Source organism: Pseudomonas sp. GW821-FHT11D10, from assembly GCF_058808435.1.
On the sequence record NZ_JBXARR010000003.1, the window covers coordinates 556,074 to 576,749 of the forward strand.

Here is a 20,676-nt window from a genome sequence, read left to right on the forward strand (position 1 = left end):
GAAGGGCGTGTCTATCCGTCGACACAACCCAGATACTAGAGATTTCCCCGCCGGGGGCAACTGGCCTCCAGCGCACGAACGGGTTGTCATAAGCCCTTCACATTAAAAAATAACCATATGAATCATTAAGTTATGAATCAACAACGAGCGTAATCGCCTTCAGCGGCAGTGTAAAAATAACGAACACTTACGATACAGTCAGCAAAGGCTTACAACGCAAACCTACAAGCTGGGAACGTATCCCGCTTTCAGTGTGCCAACAAAAAGCCCCGAACCAGTCGGGGCTTCCTGCATAGCGGTCATGCGGGTGGCTTATTGAAACAGCGACTCGCTCGACAGGCCGTTTTTCTCGAGAATTTCCCGAAGGCGCTTGAGGCCTTCCACCTGGATCTGTCTTACCCGTTCCCGGGTCAGGCCGATCTCCAGGCCTACATCTTCCAGCGTACTGCTCTCATGGCCGCGCAGGCCGAAGCGGCGCACGACCACCTCGCGTTGCTTGTCGGTCAGTTCCGAGAGCCATTGATCGATGCTCTGCGACAGGTCGTCATCCTGCAGCAGTTCACATGGATCGGTCGGACGGTCATCCGTCAGGGTGTCCAGCAGGGTTTTATCCGAATCCGGACCCAGCGAGACGTCGACCGAAGAAACCCGCTCGTTCAGGCCCAGCATGCGCTTGACCTCGCCCACCGGTTTTTCCAGCAGGTTGGCAATTTCTTCGGGTGAAGGTTCGTGGTCGAGTTTTTGCGTCAGCTCCCGTGCAGCCCGCAGGTACACGTTGAGCTCCTTGACCACATGGATCGGCAACCGGATGGTCCGGGTCTGATTCATGATTGCGCGTTCGATGGTCTGACGAATCCACCAGGTCGCGTAGGTCGAGAAGCGGAAGCCGCGCTCGGGATCGAACTTTTCCACCGCGCGGATCAGTCCGAGGTTGCCCTCTTCGATCAGATCCAGCAGCGACAGCCCCCGATTGACGTAACGCCGGGCGATTTTGACCACCAGCCGCAGGTTACTTTCGATCATGCGCTTGCGCCCGGCAGGATCGCCACTTTGCGACAAGCGCGCAAAATGAACTTCTTCTTCCGGGGAGAGCAATGGGGAAAAGCCGATTTCGTTGAGGTACAGCTGCGTGGCATCGAGTGCCCGAGTGTAATCGATGTACTTGTGTTGTTTAAGTGAAGCGGAGTGTTTGGATTTGGCACGAACGGAAGGTGGAGCAGCCCCTTCATCATTCGACATCGAATCCGAATCGATGCCGGTCTCCATCAGGAGAACCTCATCGTCGATGTCAAACTCCGGCACTTCTTTACTGAGAGCCATTGTTATAGTCCTTTGGTGAGTTCGACCCCAAGCTCAAGCGACGCCTTTATCCTTGGCAACGCTGGAGCCTGTCCCCTCTACGCGACGGAACAGGCTGGTCTGCAAATCAACGTCTTGGCAGGAACTGCAGCGGATCTACAGGTTTACCTTGTCGGCGAATCTCAAAATGCAGTTTCACCCGGTCTGTACCCGTTGACCCCATTTCGGCAATTGTCTGTCCGACCTTGACCTGCTGTCCCTCCCGTACCAACAGCCGACGGTTGTGTCCGTAAGCACTGACGTAGGTTTCGCTGTGTTTGATGATGACCAATTCGCCGTAGCCCCTTAAGCCACTCCCGGCGTATACCACCGTCCCATCAGACGCAGCTAAAACAGGCTGTCCCAAATCTCCGGCGATATCAATTCCTTTATTCAAACTACCGTTTGAAGAGAATTTACCAATCAGAATGCCATTAGATGGCCATCCCCAGCCGGTCGGGGCCGGGCCCGGTGGAGGCAATGGAGCGGGTGTTTGCTTGTTGGCGACGGACGGTACAACCGTCGTCGCAGCCGCACCGGAACCTGTGGTTGTCGTAGTTGTCGTGCCATTTGCCTGGCGCCGGATAACCGTGGTTTTGCTGGACGAAGACGCTGAGGAACCGGAGTTGCTGACGACCGCAGTCGACGTTGAACCGGTGCGGCCATCGAAGCGAATTGTCTGACCCGGATGGATCGTGTATGGCGTAGGAATATTGTTCCGGGCGGCGAGGGCTTTGTAGTCCCAGCCGTAGCGAAAAGCGATGGAAAACAAAGTATCGCCCGGACGGACTACATACTGCCCGGTCGTCACGACCGGACGCTGGGCCACCGCATTGTTGCGATCGACGACCCGAACGTTGCTCGATTTTGTGCTGGAGCAACCGACCAGCAAGGTGCTCAAGACAAGGCCAGTCACCAGGCGCTGAAAGCTCGTGTTACCCATACGCTGCGCAATGACTGTGAGACTCACCCGCCGCTCCCTTTGTGGTGGCTGAAAAATGTGGAATGCCGAATCCGGCATGAAACTTCGCAAGTATAACGGGCGCAACCGGCTTTACCTTTATAGAAGCGCTATCGCCCGGCGCACACGTTTGCTTGTAGACGATCCATCCTGTTTAAACATTCGCTGCCGCTGTAAGACAGGCGCGTTCGACAGGAATTCAGCATCCTGAAACAAATGCTCAGGCCAGCGGACCGTTGAGCAATGGCACGAAACGCACCGCCCCGAGAACGTGTCGGGAGAAGCCGTTTTCTTCGCGCACGATCAGCATCAATTGCTGCACTTCACCGGAGCCGACCGGGATCACCATCCGCCCGCCCGGTGCCAGTTGATCAAGCAGAGCCTGAGGCACATCGGCCGCAACGGCGGTGACGATAATGCCGTTATACGGCGCCAGGGCCGGCCAGCCTTCCCAGCCATCGCCCCAGCGAAACACCACGTTGCGCAGGTTGAGCTCGACCAGGCGTTCCTTGGCCCGATCCTGCAGAACCTTGATGCGCTCCACCGAGAACACCCGCTCGACCAGTTGCGACAGCACCGCCGTCTGATAACCGGAACCGGTGCCGATCTCCAGCACCTTGTCCAGCGGCCCGGCCTCCAGCAGCAGCTCGCTCATGCGCGCCACCATATAAGGCTGGGAAATGGTCTGGTTGTTGCCGATCGGCAGCGCGGTGTCCTCATAGGCACGGTGCGCCAGCGCTTCATCGACGAACAGGTGTCGCGGGGTGCGGCGGATCACTTCCAGCACGCTGGCGTTGGAAACGCCCTCTTCGTACAGACGCTGGATCAGGCGCTCACGGGTTCGCTGGGACGTCATCCCGATGCCGCTGCGCAGCCTGTCGTCTTGTTCACGAGCCATCAGTTGAGCCCCTCCAGCCAGCCGTCGAGACTTCTGAAGGCATCATTGAAGGTGCGATCGAGCTGCAACGGAGTGATGGATACGTAACCCTGCATGACCGCATGGAAATCGGTGCCCGGCCCGCCATCTTCCGCATCACCTGCCGCTGCGATCCAGTAACCGGCCTTGCCGCGCGGGTCCACGACTTTCATCGGTGCCGCCGCACGGGCGCGATGGCCGAGACGGGTCAGTTGAATGCCGCGAATGTGATCGATCGGCAGATTGGGAATGTTCACGTTCAACACCGTGCGCGGTGGCAGATCGAGCCCGGCGTGGGCCTCGACCAGTTTGCGCGCAAAGTAGGCGGCCGTGGGCAAGTTGTCGACCTGCCGCGAAACCAGCGAGAAGGCAAACGACGGGCGCTCGAGAAAGCGGCCCTCGAGGGCGGCTGCCACCGTTCCGGAATACAGCACGTCGTCACCCAGGTTGGCGCCCAGGTTGATCCCTGAAACCACCATGTCCGGCTCGCGTTCGAGCAAACCGTTGAGCCCCAGATGGACGCAGTCGGTCGGTGTGCCATTGAGGCTGATAAAGCCATTGGCCAGGTATTGCGGGTGCAGCGGACGGTCGAGTGTCAGCGAACTGCTGGCACCGCTCTTGTCCTGTTCCGGGGCGATAACCACGCACTCGGTGTAATCCGCCAGCGCAGCATAAAGCGCGGCAAGACCGGGTGCAGTCACCCCATCGTCGTTAGAAATCAGAATACGCATGGGCTGTCCGTCTGCCCCACCGGCACCAGATCAACGAGTTCGCGCACCAATACGGTGGCGAAGCATCCGGCCGGGAGGACGAATTCCAGTTGCAGAATGTCAGGCTCGGGATAATGCCACGTCAACCCGCCAATGGGCAGCCGCAGGATGCGACGTTCGTGGCTCATACCGGCATTAATCAACCAATCGCGCAGATCCGCCTCGCGTGCGGCAATCCCCTGCTCCAGATCATGGACAACCCCGGCCGCCGGCGAGTCACCTTCGCCCCACTGCGGGCCGGTCGGATGCAGGTCGAGAATCGCCAGACGCGGGTCGCTGCACTCGGCTTCACCGGCCGGGAAAAAGCTGCGGCTGTCGGTGAAGGCCAGCAGATCGCCAACCTGGGCACGTTGCCAGGTGCCATCGGCGACCCGCGCCGCGAGCACCTGATTGAACAGAAAACTGCGCGCGGTCGACAGCAGTCGCGAACGCACATTGCGTTGCTCCGGCAGTGCCTTGCGCGCCGCCCAGGAACGGGCATCGACGACGTTGCCGCCGTCATGGCCGAAACGCTGGGCGCCGAAGTAATTCGGGATACCTAGTTTGGCGATCAGTTGCAGGCGCTCGTCGATGGCAGCCTTGTTGCCATTGAACTGGGTCAGGCGCAACGTGAAACCGTTGGCCGAATGCGCACCGCGCTGCAGCTTGCGCTTGTGGCGGGTGGTCTTGAGGATTTTCAGCGTGTCGTTTTCCGCCGCCGACAGATCCGGATCGGCCTTGCCCGGCAATTGCACGCTGAACCACTGACGGGTCAGCGCCTGACGATCCTTCAGACCGGCATAGCTCACCGTACGCAACGGTACACCGGCAGCCTTGGCGATGCGGCGCGCGGCCTCTTCCGTATTCAAGCCGCGCTTTTCCACCCAGATCCACAGGTGCTCGCCGTCACCGCTGAACGGAATGTCGAGAACTTCATCGACCTGGAAATCTTCGGCGATGGCTTTCAGTACCGCGGTGCCGAGGGCGTCGCCATAGGCCCGCGGGCCGAGCAGTTGCAGTTCGTTCATGCGCGCAGCAACAAGGCAACGGAATGCACGGCGATGCCTTCTTCGCGACCGACGAAGCCGAGCTTCTCGGTGGTGGTGGCTTTCACGTTCACTTGATCCAGTTCTACTTGCAGATCCGCGGCAATCAGCGCGCGCATCGATTCGATATGGGGGGCCATTTTGGGGGCCTGGGCAACGATGGTGTTGTCGACGTTGCCGACCTTCCAGCCTTTGGCGTGGATCAGACTGACCACGTGACGCAGCAGCACTCGGCTGTCGGCGCCCTTGAATTGCGGGTCGGTATCCGGGAAATGTTTGCCGATATCACCCAGCGCCGCCGCGCCGAGCAAGGCGTCGCTCAAGGCATGCAGCAGGACGTCACCGTCGGAGTGAGCGAGCAGCCCGAAGCCGTGTGCGATTCGCACGCCGCCCAGAGTAATGAAATCGCCTTCAGCGAAACGGTGCACATCATAGCCGTGGCCAATACGCATAAAAAAACGCCCCGAATTTTGTCAGGGCGTGATTCTACCTGCATTAGGCCTTGAGGGCGCGCGCGTGATGCTGCAAGTGGTCGTCAATGAAGCTCGCGATGAAGAAATAGCTGTGGTCGTAGCCCGGTTGCAGGCGCAACGTTAACGGATGACCCGCTTGTTTTGCCGCTTGTTGCAGAGCTTCCGGTTTGAGCTGGGTCGCGAGGAAATCGTCGCGATCACCCTGATCGACCAACAACGGCAGCTTCTCGTCCGCCTCGGCGATCAGTGCACAGGCATCCCATTCGCGCCACTTCGAACGGTCTTCGCCCAGATAGCGGGTGAATGCCTTCTGGCCCCACGGGCAGTCGATCGGATTGTTGATCGGCGAAAACGCCGAAACCGACTGGTAGCGACCCGGATTACGCAACGCGCAAACCAATGCGCCGTGGCCGCCCATGGAGTGGCCGCTGATGCTGCGCTTGTCCGAGGCCGGGAAATGCGCTTCAACCAGTGAAGGCAATTCCTGCACGACGTAGTCATGCATCCGATAGTGCCGCGACCAGGGTTCCTGCGTGGCATTCAGATAAAACCCGGCACCGAGGCCGAAATCCCAGGCCCCGTCAGGATCACCCGGCACATCCGGGCCGCGCGGACTGGTGTCCGGCGCCACGATGATCAGGCCGAGTTCGGCCGCCATGCGCATCGCGCCGGCCTTTTGCATGAAGTTCTCGTCCGTGCAGGTCAGGCCCGACAGCCAGTACAGCACCGGCAACTTGCCGCCCTGCTCTGCCTGCGGCGGCAGGTACACGGCGAACACCATGTCGCAGCCCAGCACTTCGGAACGATGGCGATAGCGCTTGTGCCAGCCGCCGAAACTTTTCTGACAGGAGATGTTTTCCAGACTCATGTAAGACTCCTACGCCGCCACGGCTGCACATCGGCAGCCGTGGCATCGCGATTGATCAGAAATGAATGACGGTGCGGATGCTCTTGCCTTCGTGCATCAGGTCGAAGGCTTTGTTGATGTCTTCCAGGCCCATGGTGTGGGTGATGAAGGTATCCAGCGGGATTTCGCCGCTTTGCGCCATGTCGACGTAGCTTGGCAATTCGGTACGGCCACGCACGCCACCGAACGCCGAACCACGCCAGACGCGACCGGTCACCAACTGGAACGGACGGGTGGCGATTTCCTGGCCGGCACCGGCGACGCCGATGATGACCGATTCGCCCCAGCCTTTATGGCAGCACTCGAGGGCTGCGCGCATCAGTTGCACGTTGCCGATGCATTCGAAGGAGAAGTCGACACCGCCATCGGTCATGTCCACGATCACTTCCTGGATCGGACGATCGAAGTCTTTCGGGTTCACGCAGTCGGTGGCACCCAGCTGCTTGGCGATTTCGAACTTGGCCGGGTTGATGTCGATGGCGATGATGCGCGAGGCCTTGGCCTTCACCGCACCAATCACGGCCGACAGACCGATGCCGCCCAGACCGAAGATGGCCACGGTGTCACCCGGCTTGACCTTGGCGGTGTTGATCACGGCACCGATACCGGTGGTCACGCCGCAGCCGAGCAGGCAGACCTTTTCCAGCGGTGCATCCTTGGAGATCTTGGCCACGGAGATTTCCGGCAGCACGGTGTACTCGGAGAACGTCGAAGTACCCATGTAGTGGAAAATCGTTTGGCCCTTGTAGGAAAAGCGCGAAGTGCCGTCCGGCATCAGACCCTTGCCCTGAGTGGCGCGAATGGCCTGACACAGGTTGGTCTTGCCCGACTTACAGAATTTGCACTGACCGCATTCCGGGGTGTACAGGGGAATCACGTGGTCGCCGACGGCCACCGAGGTCACGCCTTCGCCGATCGCTTCGACGATGGCGCCGCCTTCATGGCCGAGGATCGACGGGAAGATACCTTCCGGGTCAGCGCCGGACAGGGTGTAGGCGTCAGTGTGGCAAACCCCGGAAGCCACCACGCGCAGCAACACTTCACCGGCCTTGGGCATGGCGACATCGACTTCTACGATTTCCAGCGGCTTTTTGGCCTCGAAGGCAACGGCGGCGCGCGACTTGATCATGCTGACTCTCCAGTGAATCCATTGAATAAAAAACCAGACAGCGAGTGTAGTCCAGCGCTGCTTGATGAATAATCCGGACAAAAGCAAAACATTATTGCCATACAGGGATAATCCCCATGTCCGAAAACCGCTGGGAAGGCATCGACGAGTTCGTCGCCGTTGCCGAGTGCAGCCAGTTCACCGCGGCTGCCGAACGCCTGGGCGTTTCTTCCTCACACATCAGTCGACAAATCGTACGGCTGGAAGAGCGTTTGCAGACGCGACTGCTGTATCGCAGCACCCGGCGCGTCACCCTGACCGAGGCCGGCCAGACTTTTCTGCAACATTGTCAGCGCCTGCAGGACGGTCGAGAAGAAGCGTTGCGCGCAGTCGGCGACCTGACCAGCGAACCCAAAGGCATGCTGCGCATGACCTGCGCCGTGGCCTATGGCGAGCGCTTCATCGTGCCGCTGGTGACCCGGTTCATGGGGCACCACCCGCAACTGCGCATCGATATCGAACTGACCAACCGCCAGCTCGATCTGGTGCACGAAGGCCTGGACTTGGCGATCCGCCTCGGTCGTCTTCAGGATTCCCGGCTGGTGGCGACGCGCCTTGCACCGCGTCGGATGTATCTGTGTGCATCGCCTTCCTACCTTGAACGGTACGGACGCCCACACAGTTTGTCGGAACTGGGACGGCACAATTGCCTGATCGGCAGCTCGGACATCTGGCAGCTTGAACAAAACGGGCGGGAATTTTCCCAGCGGGTGCAGGGAAACTGGCGCTGCAACAGTGGGCAAGCGGTGCTGGATGCGGCGCTACAAGGCGTCGGACTGTGTCAGTTGCCGGACTATTACGTGCTGGAGCATCTGCACAGCGGTGCGTTGATTTCGCTTTTGGAGGCGCATCAACCGCCGAATACGGCGGTGTGGGCGCTGTATCCGCAGCAGCGGCACTTGTCGCCGAAGGTGCGCAAACTGGTGGATTTTCTCAAGGAAGGTTTGGCCGAGCGGCCGGAGTACCGGATCTAACGACGATTGGTCCAGCGCTGACGCAACCATTCCAGGTCTTCGGGGCGGGTGACTTTCAGGTTGTCCGCGCGGCCTTCGATCAGGCGCGGCGCCATGCCAGCCCACTCCATCGCCGAGGCTTCATCGGTAATCACTGCATCCGCCACCAGACTGTCAGCCAGCGCCCGGTGCAACGCACCGAGGCGGAACATTTGTGGCGTATAGGCTTGCCAGATCACGCTGCGATCGACGGTTTCTACCACCCGACCGTGCTTGTCGACCCGTTTCAAAGTGTCCTTCGCCGGCACGGCCAAAAGGCCGCCGACCGGATCGTTTGCCAGTTCAGCAAGCAATTTGTCGAGATCGTCACGGCTCAGATTGGGCCGCGCCGCATCGTGCACCAGCACCCAGTCCTCGTCGTCCGCACCTTGCGCATGCAGGTGCAACAAGGCGTTGAGCACCGAGCCGGAACGTTCGGCACCACCGTCGACCCGTTGAATGCGCGGATCGCTGGCGCTGGCCAGGTTCGGCCAATAAGGATCATCAACGGCAAGACTGACCACCAGGCCCTTGAGGCTCGGGTGATCGAGGAAACAGCCGAGGCTGTGTTCGAGAATTGTGCGTCCGCCCAGTTGCAAGTACTGCTTGGGACGGTCCGCGGCCATACGGGCACCAACGCCCGCGGCAGGAATCACGGCCCAGAAGGCCGGCAGGGAATCGATCATTGGGCCAACTGGTAAAGGGTTTCGCCGTCCTTGACCATGCCCAGTTCGTGACGAGCCCGCTCTTCAACGGTCTCCATGCCTTTCTTCAACTCGCTGACTTCAGCGTCCATCACCCGGTTGCGCTCCAGCAGGGCTTCGTTCTCGGCGTGTTGATCAGCAATCTGCTGATTCAGTTCGGCGACCTGCGCCAGACTGCCATTGCCCACCCACAGGCGGTACTGCAGACCGGCCAGCAGCAAGAGCAAAACGAGAAACAACCAGTAAGGACTGCGCATCGAATATCAGGTATCCAGTGAAAAAAGACAGCCACGCCAAAACTTTGAAGCATCTGATAGCACGAAGCCTGGAATATCCAGGCTTGTGCATATAAGGCATCAGATTAGTGGCAAATCCATCGCTGTCACGACTTTTCCGACACAATCCGGTGTCTTTTTACCATTTACAACTTAGCCGCGGAACTCGGAGCGACCGTTGTACTTGGCCTTGCCATTCAACTGCTCTTCGATACGCAGCAGTTGGTTGTACTTGGAAACTCGGTCGGAACGGCACAGCGAACCGGTCTTGATCTGGCCAGCCGAAGTACCCACAGCCAGGTCGGCAATGGTCGAATCTTCGGTTTCGCCCGAACGGTGCGAGATCACGGCGGTGTAACCGGCAGCCTTGGCCATCTGGATGGCTTCCAGGGTTTCGGTCAGGGTGCCGATCTGGTTGAACTTGATCAGGATCGAGTTGGCGATCTTTTTGTCGATGCCTTCTTTCAGGATCTTGGTGTTGGTCACGAACAGGTCGTCGCCGACCAGCTGGGTCTTCTCGCCGATCTTGTCGGTGAGGATTTTCCAGCCAGCCCAGTCGGACTCGTCCAGGCCGTCTTCGATCGAGATGATCGGGTAACGCTCGGTCAGACCTTTGAGGTAGTCGGCGAAACCTTCAGCGGTGAACACCTGGCCTTCGCCGGACAGGTTGTACTTGCCGTCTTCGAAGAACTCGCTGGCCGCGCAGTCCAGAGCCAGGGTCACGTCGGTGCCCAGCTTGTAACCGGCGTTGGCGACTGCTTCGGAGATCACTTTCAGTGCGTCTTCGTTGGAAGCCAGGTTAGGCGCGAAACCACCTTCGTCACCGACAGCAGTGCTCAGGCCACGAGCCTTCAGCACGGCTTTCAGGTGATGGAAAATCTCGGTGCCCATGCGCAGACCTTCCGAGAAAGACTTGGCGCCAACCGGCTGAACCATGAATTCCTGGATGTCGACGTTGTTGTCGGCGTGTTCGCCACCGTTGATGATGTTCATCATCGGAACCGGCATCGAGTACACACCCGGGGTACCGTTCAGGTTGGCGATGTGAGCGTACAGCGGCAGGTCCTGATCCTGTGCAGCCGCCTTGGCTGCAGCCAGGGACACGGCGAGGATGGCGTTGGCGCCCAGGGTCGCTTTGTTTTCAGTACCGTCCAGCTTGATCATCGCGTGATCCAGGGCTTTCTGGTCGCTTGGGTCGGTGCCCAGCAGCAGATCGCGGATCGGACCGTTGATGTTGGCTACCGCCTTGAGCACGCCCTTGCCCAGGTAACGGCTCTTGTCGCCATCACGCAGCTCGAGCGCTTCACGCGAGCCAGTGGATGCACCGGACGGCGCGCAAGCGCTGCCGATGATGCCGTTGTCGAGAAGCACGTCCGCTTCCACGGTGGGATTGCCACGGGAGTCGAGAACTTCACGACCTTTGATGTCGACGATTTTTGCCATTGTTGTAAACACTCCAAAGTTGACGAAAACGACGCAGCTAGAGGAAATCTTTTTACCGTCGGCAAGTGGTGTGCAGCGGGCAGCTTGCAGACGACAACGCTCATACCCGAGGGCATGAGCGACAAATCGTGCGGTACTTTACCGGAGAATTGAGGTTTACGCGGTTTCTACCGTCGGAAAACTCTTCACCAGTTCGTCCAGGGCTTTGAGCTGGGCCAGGAATGGCTCCAGTTTGTCCAGACGCAAGGCGCAAGGGCCGTCGCATTTGGCGTTGTCCGGATCCGGGTGCGCTTCGAGGAACAGGCCCGCCAGCGACTGGCTCATGCCAGCCTTGGCCAGATCGGTGACCTGGGCGCGGCGACCGCCGGCGGAGTCGGAACGACCGCCAGGCATTTGCAGCGAATGGGTCACGTCGAAGAATACCGGGTACTCGAACTGCTTCATGATGCCGAAGCCGAGCATGTCGACCACGAGGTTGTTGTAGCCGAAGCTCGAACCGCGCTCGCAGAGGATCAACTGATCGTTACCCGCTTCCACGCACTTGTTCAGGATGTGTTTCATTTCCTGAGGCGCGAGGAACTGGGCTTTCTTGATGTTGATCACAGCGTTGGTCTTGGCCATCGCGACGACCAGATCGGTCTGGCGCGACAGGAAGGCCGGCAGCTGGATGATGTCGCAGACCTCAGCGACGACCGCGGCCTGGTCAGGCTCGTGGACGTCGGTGATGATCGGCACGCCGAAGGCTTGTTTGATGTCCTGGAAGATGCGCATGCCCTCTTCCAGGCCAGGACCGCGATAAGAGGTCACAGAAGAACGGTTGGCCTTGTCGAAACTGGCCTTGAACACGTAAGGGATACCGAGCTTTTCGGTGACCTTCACGTACTCTTCGCAAACCTGCATGGCCATGTCACGGCTTTCCAGCACGTTCATGCCGCCGAACAGCACCATGGGTTTGTCGTTGGCAATCTCGATGTCGCCGACGCGGATGATCTTCTGTGCCATCGGGGTTACGCCTTCTTCTGGTGTTGAGCCAATGCCGCTTTGACGAAGCCGCTGAACAGCGGATGGCCATCGCGTGGCGTCGAGGTGAACTCTGGGTGGAACTGGCAAGCGACGAACCATGGATGATCCGGGGCTTCGACCACTTCAACCAGCGCTGCATCGGAAGAACGACCGGAAATCTTCAGGCCGGCTTCGATGATTTGCGGCAGCAGGTTGTTGTTCACTTCGTAACGGTGACGGTGACGTTCGACAATCACATCCTTGCCGTAGCAGTCGTGCACCTTGGAGCCGGCTTCAAGCAGGCATTCCTGAGCGCCGAGGCGCATGGTGCCGCCCAGATCGGATGCTTCAGTACGGGTTTCGACTGCACCGGTAGCGTCTTCCCACTCGGTGATCAGACCGACAACCGGATGGCCGCTGGCACGATCGAACTCGGTGGAGTTGGCGTCTTTCCAGCCCAGCACGTTACGGGCGAACTCGATGACTGCCACTTGCATGCCCAGGCAGATACCCAGGTATGGAACCTTGTTTTCGCGAGCGTATTGAACGGCGGTGATCTTGCCTTCCACGCCGCGCAGACCGAAGCCGCCCGGTACGAGAATCGCGTCGACGCCTTCCAGCAGCGCGGTGCCCTGGTTCTCGATGTCTTCGGAATCGATGTAGCGCAGGTTGACCTTGGTACGGTTGGTAATGCCGGCGTGACTCATCGCTTCGATCAGCGATTTGTAGGCGTCCAGCAGCTCCATGTACTTGCCGACCATCGCGATGGTGACTTCGTGCTCTGGATTCAGCTTGGCATCAACGACCTTTTCCCACTCGGACAGATCGGCGCCATTGCATTGCAGGCCGAAACGCTCGACGACGAAATCGTCCAGACCCTGAGCGTGCAGCACGGCCGGGATCTTGTAGATGGTGTCGACGTCTTCCAGGGAGATCACCGCACGTTCTTCAACGTTGGTGAACAGCGCGATCTTGCGACGCGACGACACATCCACCGGATGGTCGGAGCGGCAGATCAGCACGTCTGGCTGCAGACCGATCGAACGCAGTTCCTTCACGGAGTGCTGGGTCGGCTTGGTCTTGGTCTCGCCCGCGGTGGCGATGTACGGAACCAGGGTCAGGTGCATCAGCATCGCGCGCTTGGAACCGACTTCCACACGCAGCTGGCGGATGGCTTCGAGGAACGGTTGCGACTCGATGTCGCCAACGGTACCGCCGATTTCCACCAGGGCTACGTCGGCATCGCCGGCGCCCTTGATGATGCGACGCTTGATTTCGTCGGTGATGTGCGGAATCACCTGGATGGTTGCACCCAGGTAGTCACCACGGCGCTCTTTGCGCAGCACGTGCTCGTAGACACGGCCGGTGGTGAAATTGTTGTTCTGGGTCATGGTCGTGCGGATGAACCGCTCGTAGTGGCCCAGGTCCAGGTCGGTCTCGGCGCCGTCGTGGGTGACGAACACTTCACCGTGCTGGAACGGGCTCATGGTGCCCGGGTCGACGTTGATGTACGGATCCAGCTTCAGCATGGTGACCTTAAGCCCCCGCGCCTCCAGGATGGCCGCCAATGAAGCCGATGCAATGCCTTTCCCCAAAGAAGAAACAACACCGCCCGTGACGAATATGTAGCGCGTCATGAAAAACCCTAGAAGTCTGCGTTAAAGCGGTCCGAGCCGCCGGGGAAAGCGAAGGAAGGCCGAAGCCCCCGATCACCTGCATTAATCACAGTGCACCTTTCAAAAAAACCGCCGCGTTGGGACAGACCGGAAGTGAAAACACCGGTACGTTGCTCGCTACACATTTTTTGGAATCGCCCAGCAAAGACTGCTTGGTAATCGGCAACTCCTGCAATTCAGGCGAATCCACAGAAGTTGTATCAAGAAGGGAGCGTAGTCTACCGGAATGCCCCCTTCATCTCAAACCTTGATCTTCGTCAGAAGGCTGCCAATGCAATCGCCAGCCTTCCAGAGCATTGCCGTCGAGCCCCGGCAGGTTCGCCACGGCGAGCAATTCTTCACCGCGAAACAGCAGCGGCAATCTGCCACGCACGAAGCCCGGCACCGCGCGCTCATTGAGCAGGCGCTTGAGATCGCGATGTCCGCGATCCGCCAGATGCATCACCTCGCCGCCCTGCCGATAGCGGATCTGCAGCGGCCCGGCGGGAGTCTGGCCGCTGAACATGACACGCCCGTTATCGGGCAAGCGTAGCGCTGACGACAGGTCATGCCAGTCGCCGCTGACCACCGGTGCGCGTAGCCATTGCCCGCTGAGCCACCACAGGCGACCGGCGCTGCGGTGCAACTCGCCATCCGCCAGACGCCAGATCGGCGAGGCATCGTTGCCGGCATCGCGCAGATCCGCCCAACCCGACCAATGGTCGGTATCCGGTAGTCGGGTCAGTGGTTCAAGCCAGTGACTGAGTGCGTTTCGCTGACGGGCATCAGATAAGCTCGCAATGACTGCGAACTCCAGTGAGGGCAATCCCGACCACTCGAACTCCCCGGGCAAGTTCGCTGTAGTCAGATCGATTTGCGCCAGATCATCGAGCAAGCCTTGCGCCTCACGCAGATGCGCCGCACTGCGGGCCATGCTGGCGTGTGCCTGGGGCCAGCGACCGGTCAATAGCGGCATGACCTGATGGCGCAGATAATTGCGCGAGAACTGTCGATCCTGATTCGACGGATCTTCTACCCAACGCAGACCATGGTCCTGCGCATAGGCTTCCAGCTCTGCACGCGTAACATCGAGCAACGGCCGAACCAGACTGCCCTGCCCCAGCGCTCGCGTGGCCGGCATTCCGGACAGCCCACGCACACCGGCGCCACGCAACAGGCGGAACAGCAGCGTCTCAGCCTGATCATCGCGGTGTTGCCCGGTCAGCAACACGTCATTGGCCAGAGTCGCTGCACTGAACGCTGCATAGCGCGCATCCCGCGCCGCCCGTTCCACACTCGCCCCCGGCTGCACCTGCACACGCAGCACTTGCAATGGCACCGACAGTTCATCGCAAACCGCCTGGCAATGTGCCGGCCACGCATCGGCCACAGCCTGAAGGCCGTGATGAACATGGATGGCGCTTAGCGCCGGAATGGATTGGGTTTTGGCGAGATGCGCCAGGAGGTGCAGCAAGACGGTGGAGTCGAGGCCACCGGAGAAGGCGATGCGCCAATGGGAAGCACCGAGCCAGGGCTTGAGATTGCGCAGAAGCCTGGAAGGCAAATCAATCGAGGGCTGACCCATTTTTCTACCTTTTCACAAACCAAATGTGGGAGCGGGCTTGCTCGCGAAAGCGGTGAAACAGCCAACACAGTCGTTGAATGTTACATCGCATTCGCGGGCAAGCCCGCTCCCACAGTGTTTTGCATCGCTGGCCGAAACGGCTCGACTTAGAGACCGTAGCTCATCAGACGATCGTAACGACGCTTGAGCAGCGCTTCGTTGTCGAACTTCTTCAGCATCGCCAGTTGCGAGCTCAGCTCGGCGCGGATCGATGCAGCGGCAGCGGCCGGATCGCGGTGAGCGCCACCCAGAGGCTCGCCGATCACCTTGTCGACGATGCCCAGGCCTTTCAGACGCTCGGCAGTGATGCCCATCGCTTCAGCAGCATCCGGCGCTTTCTCTGCGGTTTTCCACAGAATCGAAGCACAACCTTCCGGCGAGATCACCGCGTAGGTCGAGTACTGCAGCATGTTCAGCTGGTCGCACACGCCGATCGCCAGTGCACCGCCAGAACCACCTTCACCAATCACGGTGGCGATGATCGGGGTTTTCAGGCGAGCCATGACGCGCAGGTTCCAGGCGATCGCTTCGCTCTGGTTGCGCTCTTCGGCGTCGATGCCCGGGTAGGCACCCGGGGTGTCGATGAAGGTCAGGATCGGCATTTTGAAACGCTCGGCCATTTCCATCAGGCGGCAAGCCTTGCGGTAGCCTTCCGGACGCGGCATGCCGAAGTTGCGGCGTACCTTTTCACGCACTTCACGGCCCTTCTGGTGACCGATCACCATCACTGGCTGGTCTTCCAGACGTGCCACGCCGCCCACAATGGCCGCGTCGTCGGAGAAGTGACGGTCACCGTGCAGTTCGTCGAACTCGGTGAAGATGTGGTCGATGTAGTCCAGGGTGTAAGGACGTTTCGGGTGACGCGCCAGACGTGCGATCTGCCAGCTGGTCAGCTTGCCGAAGATGTCTTCGGTCAGCGTCTTGCTCTTGTCCTGCAGGCGGGAGATCTCATCGCCGATATTCAGCGAATTGTCATTACCGACCAAGCGCAACTCTTCGATCTTGGCTTGCAGGTCGGCGATCGGCTGTTCGAAATCTAGAAAATTCGGGTTCATAGGCGTCCGTCTTGGGTCGTGTCCCAAGTGAGCTTGGGCCGGCCGGTTGTCTATTCGCGCCCTACCTTAAGGGAGAGGCGCGCTGAGGTCGAGATTAAAAATTCAGGTTGTGGGCAGGCGCTTTGATGGCACCTGCCGGTCAACGGTATTGGAGGAAGACGTTGTCTCGCCCGAACTGGTCACGCAGGGCTTGAATCAAGGCATCCGCCGGGTCGATCCGCCAGGTCTCGCCAAACTGCAGCAAGGTCTTCGCATCGGGACTGGTGTATTCCATGGTGATCGGGCACGCCCCGCGATGACGCTTGAGCAAATCACCCAACCAGCGTAGCTGATCGCCTTTCAGGTCCTGGGTCTGCAACTTCAGGCGCAGGCTCTCGGCCAGGTTGGTGCGCGCATCTTCCATGCTCATCACCCGCTTGACCCGCAGGCGCAGGCCGCCGGAGAAGTCATCGTTGCTGACCTCGCCTTCGACCACCACCATCGCATCGGTCTGAAGCAGCGATTGCGCAGAATGGAACGCATCGGCGAACAGCGACGCCTCGATCCGCCCGGAGCGGTCGTCGAGGGTGATGAAGCCCATCTTGTCGCCCTTTTTGTTCTTCATCACTCGCAGGGCGATGATCATCCCCGCCACGGTCTGGGTATCCCGGGCCGGTTTCAGGTCGATGATGCGCTGACGGGCGAAACGGCGGATCTCACCTTCGTACTCGTCAATCGGGTGACCGGTCAGGTACAGGCCCAAGGTGTCTTTTTCACCCTTGAGTCGTTCCTTGAGGGTCAGCTCTTTCGCCTTGCGATGGATCGCGTAAACGTCCGCGTCTTCCTCAACGAACAGCCCGCCAAACAGGTCGGCGTGACCGCTGTCACGGGTGCGCGCGGTCTGCTCGGCCGACTTGATCGCCTCTTCCATCGCCGCCAGCAGCACGGCGCGGTTGCGATCGATGTTGGCCTGATAGGCCTTTTGCTCGTCATGGAAGTACGGGCCGAGGCGATCCAGCGCGCCGCTGCGGATCAGACCATCCAGCGTGCGTTTGTTGATGCGCTTGAGGTCGACCCGGGCGCAGAAGTCGAACAAGTCCTTGAACGGACCGGCCTGACGGGCTTCGGTGATCGCTTCCACCGGGCCTTCGCCGACGCCTTTGATCGCACCGAGGCCATACACGATGCGGCCTTCGTCGTTCACCGTGAACTTGAACTCCGAGGTGTTCACGTCCGGCGCGTCGAGGCGCAGCTTCATCGTGCGCACTTCCTCGATCAAGGTCACGACCTTGTCGGTGTTGTGCATGTCCGCCGAGAGTACCGCGGCCATGAACGGCGCCGGGTAGTGGGCTTTCAGCCAGGCAGTCTGGTACGAGACCAGGCCGTAGGCGGCGGAGTGGGATTTGTTGAAGCCGTAACCGGCGAATTTCTCTACCAGGTCGAAAATGTTACCGGCCAGATCCGCGTCAATATTGTTCGACGCACAACCCTCAATGAAACCGCCGCGCTGCTTGGCCATTTCCTCGGGTTTCTTCTTGCCCATCGCCCGACGCAGCATGTCCGCACCACCGAGGGTGTAACCGGCCATGACCTGGGCGATCTGCATCACCTGTTCCTGATACAGGATGATGCCGTACGTCGGCGCCAGCACCGGCTGCAAACCTTCGTACTGGTAATCCGGGTGCGGATAAGCAAGCTCCGCGCGACCGTGCTTACGGTTGATGAAGTCATCCACCATGCCGGACTGCAACGGGCCCGGACGGAACAGGGCCACCAGTGCGATCAAGTCTTCGAGGCAGTCGGGCTTGAGCTTTTTGATCAGCTCTTTCATGCCACGGGATTCAAGCTGGAACACCGCGGTGGTTTCAGCTTTTTGCAGCAGCTGATAAGTCGGCTTGTCATCCAGCGGGATGAACGCGATGTCCAGCGGCGGCTCGTTGACCTTGGCGCGATCGCGGTTGATGGTTTTCAGCGCCCAGTCGATGATCGTCAGGGTCCGCAGGCCGAGGAAGTCGAACTTCACCAGACCGGCCGCCTCGACGTCGTCCTTGTCGAACTGGGTCACCAGACCGTCGCCGGCCTCGTCGCAATAAATCGGCGAGAAGTCGGTCAGTTTGGTCGGCGCGATGACCACACCACCGGCGTGTTTACCGACGTTACGCACCACGCCTTCGAGCTTGCGCGCCATCTCCCAGATTTCCGCCGCTTCTTCATCGACCTTGATGAAGTCGCGCAGGATTTCTTCCTGCTCGTAGGCTTTTTCCAGGGTCATGCCGACTTCGAACGGAATCATCTTCGACAGGCGATCCGCCAGGCCGAACGACTTGCCCTGGGCCCGCGCCACGTCACGAACCACAGCCTTCGCCGCCATGGAACCGAAGGTGATGATCTGGCTCACCGCATTGCGGCCGTATTTTTCGGCCACGTAATCGATTACCCGGTCGCGACCATCCATGCAGAAGTCGACGTCGAAGTCGGGCATGGATACACGTTCCGGGTTGAGGAAACGTTCGAACAGCAGGTCATATTCCAGCGGGTCGAGGTCGGTGATCTTCTGCACATAGGCCACCAGCGATCCGGCACCCGACCCCCGGCCAGGGCCCACCGGCACGCCGTTATTCTTGGCCCACTGGATAAAGTCCATCACGATCAGGAAGTAACCGGGGAACCCCATCTGGATGATGATATCCAGCTCGAAATTCAACCGGTCGACGTAGACCTGACGCTTGGCCTCATAGTCTTCGGTAGTGTCCTTGGGCAGCAGCACGCTGAGACGATCGTCCAGACCGTCGAACGACACCTTGCGGAAATACTCGTCGATGGTCATGCCATCGGGAATCGGATAGTCAGGCAGGAAGTGCTTGCCCAGCTTCACGTCGATGTTGCAGCGCTTGGCGATCTCGACGGTGTTTTCCACCGCATCCGGCAGGTCGCTGAACAGCTCGGCCATTTCCTCGGCGCTTTTCAGGTACTGCTGATCGCTGTAGTTCTTCGAACGCCGCGGATCGTCGAGGGCACGACCCTCACCGATGCAGACGCGGGTTTCGTGGGCGGCGAAGTCTTCCTGCTTGATGAAGCGCACATCGTTGGTCGCAACCAGCGGCGCGCCGAGCTTGTCGGCCAGGGCCACGGCACCGTGCAGTTGTTCTTCGTCATTCGGACGGTTGGTACGCTGGACTTCCAGATAGAAACGATCCGGGAACACCGCCATCCATTCGCGCGCCAGGGTTTCGGCCTCGGCGGGGTTGCCGCCGATCATGGCCATGCCGATCTCGCCTTCTTTGGCGGCGGACAGCATGATCAGGCCTTCGTTGGCCTCGGCGACCCATTCGCGCTCGATGATGATCATGCCGTTGCGCTGACCTTCGATGAAGCCACGGGAAATCAGCTCGGTCAGGTTGCGGTAGCCCTGGGCATTCATGACCAGCAGGCTGAGGCGGCTCAGCGGACCATCCGGGTCCTTGTTCGACAGCCACAGGTCGGCGCCGCAGATCGGCTTGATCCCGGCGCCCATGGTGTTTTTATAGAATTTGACCAGAGAACACATGTTGTTCTGGTCGGTCACCGCAACAGCCGGCATGCCCATGCCGGTCAGGGCCTTGACCAGCGGCTTGATCCGCACCAGCCCGTCGACCAGGGAGTATTCAGTGTGCAGGCGTAGATGAACGAATGAAGCCGGCATAGTGATCCTGTCCAGTTACATAGAGACAACAAGGCCCGGATTGTACCGGGCCCCGAACAAAACATCAGCCTCGCCGCTAAACCTGCGCGAGACCTTCCAGCGCTTCATAAGCCTGCCGAACCGGGGCAAAAGAACGCCGGTGAATCGGTGTCGGCCCGAGGCGCACCAGCGCTTCCAGATGAACGGGCGTCGGGTAGCCTTTGTGGCCGCCGATGCCGTAACCCGGGTAGATCAATTCGAACGCCGCCATCTCGCGGTCGCGGCTGACCTTGGCCAGAATCGAGGCCGCTGCAATGGCCGGGACCTTGCTATCGCCCTTGACCACCGCTTCGGAACGCATCGGCAGTTTCGGGCAGCGGTTGCCGTCGATCATCGCCAGTTTCGGCTGGATGTGCAGGCCAGCGACGGCGCGCTGCATTGCCAGCATGGTGGCGTGAAGGATGTTCAGCTCGTCGATTTCTTCGACTTCGGCGCGGGCGATGCACCAGCTGAGCGCCTTCTCGCAGATCTCGTCGTAGAGCTTTTCACGCTTGGCTTCGGTGAGTTTCTTCGAGTCGTTGAGACCGAGAATCGGCCGGTTCGGATCGAGGATCACCGCTGCGGTGACGACCGCGCCGCACAACGGACCGCGACCGACTTCATCAACGCCGGCCACCAGTTCTTCGACTTCGGCGACCAAGGTGAAATCCAGGCCCATCTGCATGCTT

General features: G+C 59.9%; 18 protein-coding genes. 1 reads left to right on the forward strand and 17 read right to left on the reverse strand.

Annotated features, from left to right (window positions below):
- Positions 1–312: 312 nt before the first annotated feature.
- The 8 genes from rpoS to AC1RT4_RS12900 form a co-directional block, all read right to left on the reverse strand.
- Positions 313–1,320, reverse strand: a complete 1,008-nt coding sequence (gene rpoS, locus AC1RT4_RS12865; protein ID WP_007954831.1) for an RNA polymerase sigma factor RpoS — start codon at positions 1,318–1,320, stop codon at positions 313–315.
- 106 nt (positions 1,321–1,426) lie between these two features.
- Complete coding sequence (locus tag AC1RT4_RS12870) at positions 1,427–2,308, reverse strand: peptidoglycan DD-metalloendopeptidase family protein (protein ID WP_493085550.1); 882 nt, start codon at positions 2,306–2,308, stop codon at positions 1,427–1,429.
- 211 nt (positions 2,309–2,519) lie between these two features.
- Positions 2,520–3,155, reverse strand: a complete 636-nt coding sequence (locus AC1RT4_RS12875) for a protein-L-isoaspartate(D-aspartate) O-methyltransferase (protein ID WP_493085695.1) — start codon at positions 3,153–3,155, stop codon at positions 2,520–2,522.
- Positions 3,156–3,196: 41 nt separating this feature from the next.
- Complete coding sequence (surE, locus tag AC1RT4_RS12880; protein WP_007954824.1) at positions 3,197–3,946, reverse strand: 5'/3'-nucleotidase SurE; 750 nt, start codon at positions 3,944–3,946, stop codon at positions 3,197–3,199.
- On the reverse strand, positions 3,934–4,992 hold the full coding sequence (gene truD / locus AC1RT4_RS12885; protein WP_493085551.1) for a tRNA pseudouridine(13) synthase TruD: 1,059 nt from the start codon (positions 4,990–4,992) through the stop codon (positions 3,934–3,936). The genes surE and truD overlap by 13 nt, the downstream gene beginning before the upstream one ends.
- Positions 4,989–5,462 (reverse strand): 2-C-methyl-D-erythritol 2,4-cyclodiphosphate synthase, encoded by a 474-nt coding sequence (gene ispF / locus AC1RT4_RS12890; protein ID WP_007954821.1) that lies wholly within the window; start codon positions 5,460–5,462, stop codon positions 4,989–4,991. Before ispF ends, truD begins: the two co-directional genes overlap by 4 nt.
- Before the next feature lie 43 nt (positions 5,463–5,505).
- Positions 5,506–6,351: an S-formylglutathione hydrolase gene (gene fghA / locus AC1RT4_RS12895; protein ID WP_493085552.1), complete on the reverse strand. Its 846-nt coding sequence runs from the start codon at positions 6,349–6,351 to the stop codon at positions 5,506–5,508.
- 55 nt (positions 6,352–6,406) lie between these two features.
- Complete coding sequence (locus tag AC1RT4_RS12900; protein ID WP_007954819.1) at positions 6,407–7,519, reverse strand: S-(hydroxymethyl)glutathione dehydrogenase/class III alcohol dehydrogenase; 1,113 nt, start codon at positions 7,517–7,519, stop codon at positions 6,407–6,409.
- Positions 7,520–7,635: 116 nt separating this feature from the next.
- On the opposite strand from AC1RT4_RS12900, the gene AC1RT4_RS12905 reads away from it, so the two are divergent.
- Positions 7,636–8,532, forward strand: a complete 897-nt coding sequence (locus tag AC1RT4_RS12905) for a LysR substrate-binding domain-containing protein (protein ID WP_493085553.1) — start codon at positions 7,636–7,638, stop codon at positions 8,530–8,532.
- Here AC1RT4_RS12905 and ispD read toward each other — a convergent pair.
- The 9 genes from ispD to rnhB form a co-directional block, all read right to left on the reverse strand.
- Positions 8,529–9,236 (reverse strand): 2-C-methyl-D-erythritol 4-phosphate cytidylyltransferase, encoded by a 708-nt coding sequence (gene ispD, locus AC1RT4_RS12910; protein ID WP_085605225.1) that lies wholly within the window; start codon positions 9,234–9,236, stop codon positions 8,529–8,531. The two genes, AC1RT4_RS12905 and ispD, sit on opposite strands and share 4 nt — an antisense overlap.
- The gene (gene ftsB / locus AC1RT4_RS12915) at positions 9,233–9,511 is read right to left on the reverse strand and encodes a cell division protein FtsB (protein ID WP_003222158.1); all 279 of its coding nucleotides are present in this window, start codon (positions 9,509–9,511) and stop codon (positions 9,233–9,235) included. Before ftsB ends, ispD begins: the two co-directional genes overlap by 4 nt.
- Positions 9,512–9,682: 171 nt before the next feature.
- A complete protein-coding gene (gene eno / locus AC1RT4_RS12920) occupies positions 9,683–10,972 on the reverse strand; it encodes a phosphopyruvate hydratase (protein WP_007954808.1) in 1,290 nt (429 codons plus the stop codon).
- 156 nt (positions 10,973–11,128) lie between these two features.
- The gene (kdsA, locus tag AC1RT4_RS12925) at positions 11,129–11,974 is read right to left on the reverse strand and encodes a 3-deoxy-8-phosphooctulonate synthase (protein WP_007954807.1); all 846 of its coding nucleotides are present in this window, start codon (positions 11,972–11,974) and stop codon (positions 11,129–11,131) included.
- Positions 11,975–11,979: 5 nt separating this feature from the next.
- On the reverse strand, positions 11,980–13,611 hold the full coding sequence (gene pyrG / locus AC1RT4_RS12930; protein WP_007954805.1) for a CTP synthase: 1,632 nt from the start codon (positions 13,609–13,611) through the stop codon (positions 11,980–11,982).
- A gap of 274 nt (positions 13,612–13,885) precedes the next feature.
- The gene (tilS, locus tag AC1RT4_RS12935; RefSeq protein WP_493085554.1) at positions 13,886–15,214 is read right to left on the reverse strand and encodes a tRNA lysidine(34) synthetase TilS; all 1,329 of its coding nucleotides are present in this window, start codon (positions 15,212–15,214) and stop codon (positions 13,886–13,888) included.
- A 146-nt stretch (positions 15,215–15,360) separates the two neighbouring features.
- The gene (locus AC1RT4_RS12940) at positions 15,361–16,308 is read right to left on the reverse strand and encodes an acetyl-CoA carboxylase carboxyltransferase subunit alpha (protein ID WP_007954801.1); all 948 of its coding nucleotides are present in this window, start codon (positions 16,306–16,308) and stop codon (positions 15,361–15,363) included.
- A gap of 139 nt (positions 16,309–16,447) precedes the next feature.
- Entirely contained in the window at positions 16,448–19,969 is a 3,522-nt protein-coding gene (gene dnaE / locus AC1RT4_RS12945) for a DNA polymerase III subunit alpha (RefSeq protein ID WP_207985170.1), read from the reverse strand.
- Positions 19,970–20,045: 76 nt separating this feature from the next.
- On the reverse strand, positions 20,046–20,672 hold the full coding sequence (gene rnhB / locus AC1RT4_RS12950) for a ribonuclease HII (RefSeq protein ID WP_007954798.1): 627 nt from the start codon (positions 20,670–20,672) through the stop codon (positions 20,046–20,048).
- Positions 20,673–20,676 lie beyond the last annotated feature (4 nt).

What these genes read in the sequence shown, in the direction of transcription:
- rpoS (WP_007954831.1), bottom strand. Translation starts at nt 1,320, where the DNA reads ATGGCTCTCAGTAAAGAAGTGCCGGAGTTTGACATCGACGATGAGGTT.
- AC1RT4_RS12875 (WP_493085695.1), bottom strand. Translation starts at nt 3,155, where the DNA reads ATGACGTCCCAGCGAACCCGTGAGCGCCTGATCCAGCGTCTGTACGAA.
- surE (WP_007954824.1), bottom strand. Translation starts at nt 3,946, where the DNA reads ATGCGTATTCTGATTTCTAACGACGATGGGGTGACTGCACCCGGTCTT.
- truD (WP_493085551.1), bottom strand. Translation starts at nt 4,992, where the DNA reads ATGAACGAACTGCAACTGCTCGGCCCGCGGGCCTATGGCGACGCCCTC.
- ispF (WP_007954821.1), bottom strand. Translation starts at nt 5,462, where the DNA reads ATGCGTATTGGCCACGGCTATGATGTGCACCGTTTCGCTGAAGGCGAT.
- fghA (WP_493085552.1), bottom strand. Translation starts at nt 6,351, where the DNA reads ATGAGTCTGGAAAACATCTCCTGTCAGAAAAGTTTCGGCGGCTGGCAC.
- AC1RT4_RS12900 (WP_007954819.1), bottom strand. Translation starts at nt 7,519, where the DNA reads ATGATCAAGTCGCGCGCCGCCGTTGCCTTCGAGGCCAAAAAGCCGCTG.
- AC1RT4_RS12905 (WP_493085553.1), top strand. Translation starts at nt 7,636, where the DNA reads ATGTCCGAAAACCGCTGGGAAGGCATCGACGAGTTCGTCGCCGTTGCC.
- ispD (WP_085605225.1), bottom strand. Translation starts at nt 9,236, where the DNA reads ATGATCGATTCCCTGCCGGCCTTCTGGGCCGTGATTCCTGCCGCGGGC.
- ftsB (WP_003222158.1), bottom strand. Translation starts at nt 9,511, where the DNA reads ATGCGCAGTCCTTACTGGTTGTTTCTCGTTTTGCTCTTGCTGCTGGCC.
- eno (WP_007954808.1), bottom strand. Translation starts at nt 10,972, where the DNA reads ATGGCAAAAATCGTCGACATCAAAGGTCGTGAAGTTCTCGACTCCCGT.
- kdsA (WP_007954807.1), bottom strand. Translation starts at nt 11,974, where the DNA reads ATGGCACAGAAGATCATCCGCGTCGGCGACATCGAGATTGCCAACGAC.
- pyrG (WP_007954805.1), bottom strand. Translation starts at nt 13,611, where the DNA reads ATGACGCGCTACATATTCGTCACGGGCGGTGTTGTTTCTTCTTTGGGG.
- tilS (WP_493085554.1), bottom strand. Translation starts at nt 15,214, where the DNA reads ATGGGTCAGCCCTCGATTGATTTGCCTTCCAGGCTTCTGCGCAATCTC.
- AC1RT4_RS12940 (WP_007954801.1), bottom strand. Translation starts at nt 16,308, where the DNA reads ATGAACCCGAATTTTCTAGATTTCGAACAGCCGATCGCCGACCTGCAA.
- dnaE (WP_207985170.1), bottom strand. Translation starts at nt 19,969, where the DNA reads ATGCCGGCTTCATTCGTTCATCTACGCCTGCACACTGAATACTCCCTG.
- rnhB (WP_007954798.1), bottom strand. Translation starts at nt 20,672, where the DNA reads ATGCAGATGGGCCTGGATTTCACCTTGGTCGCCGAAGTCGAAGAACTG.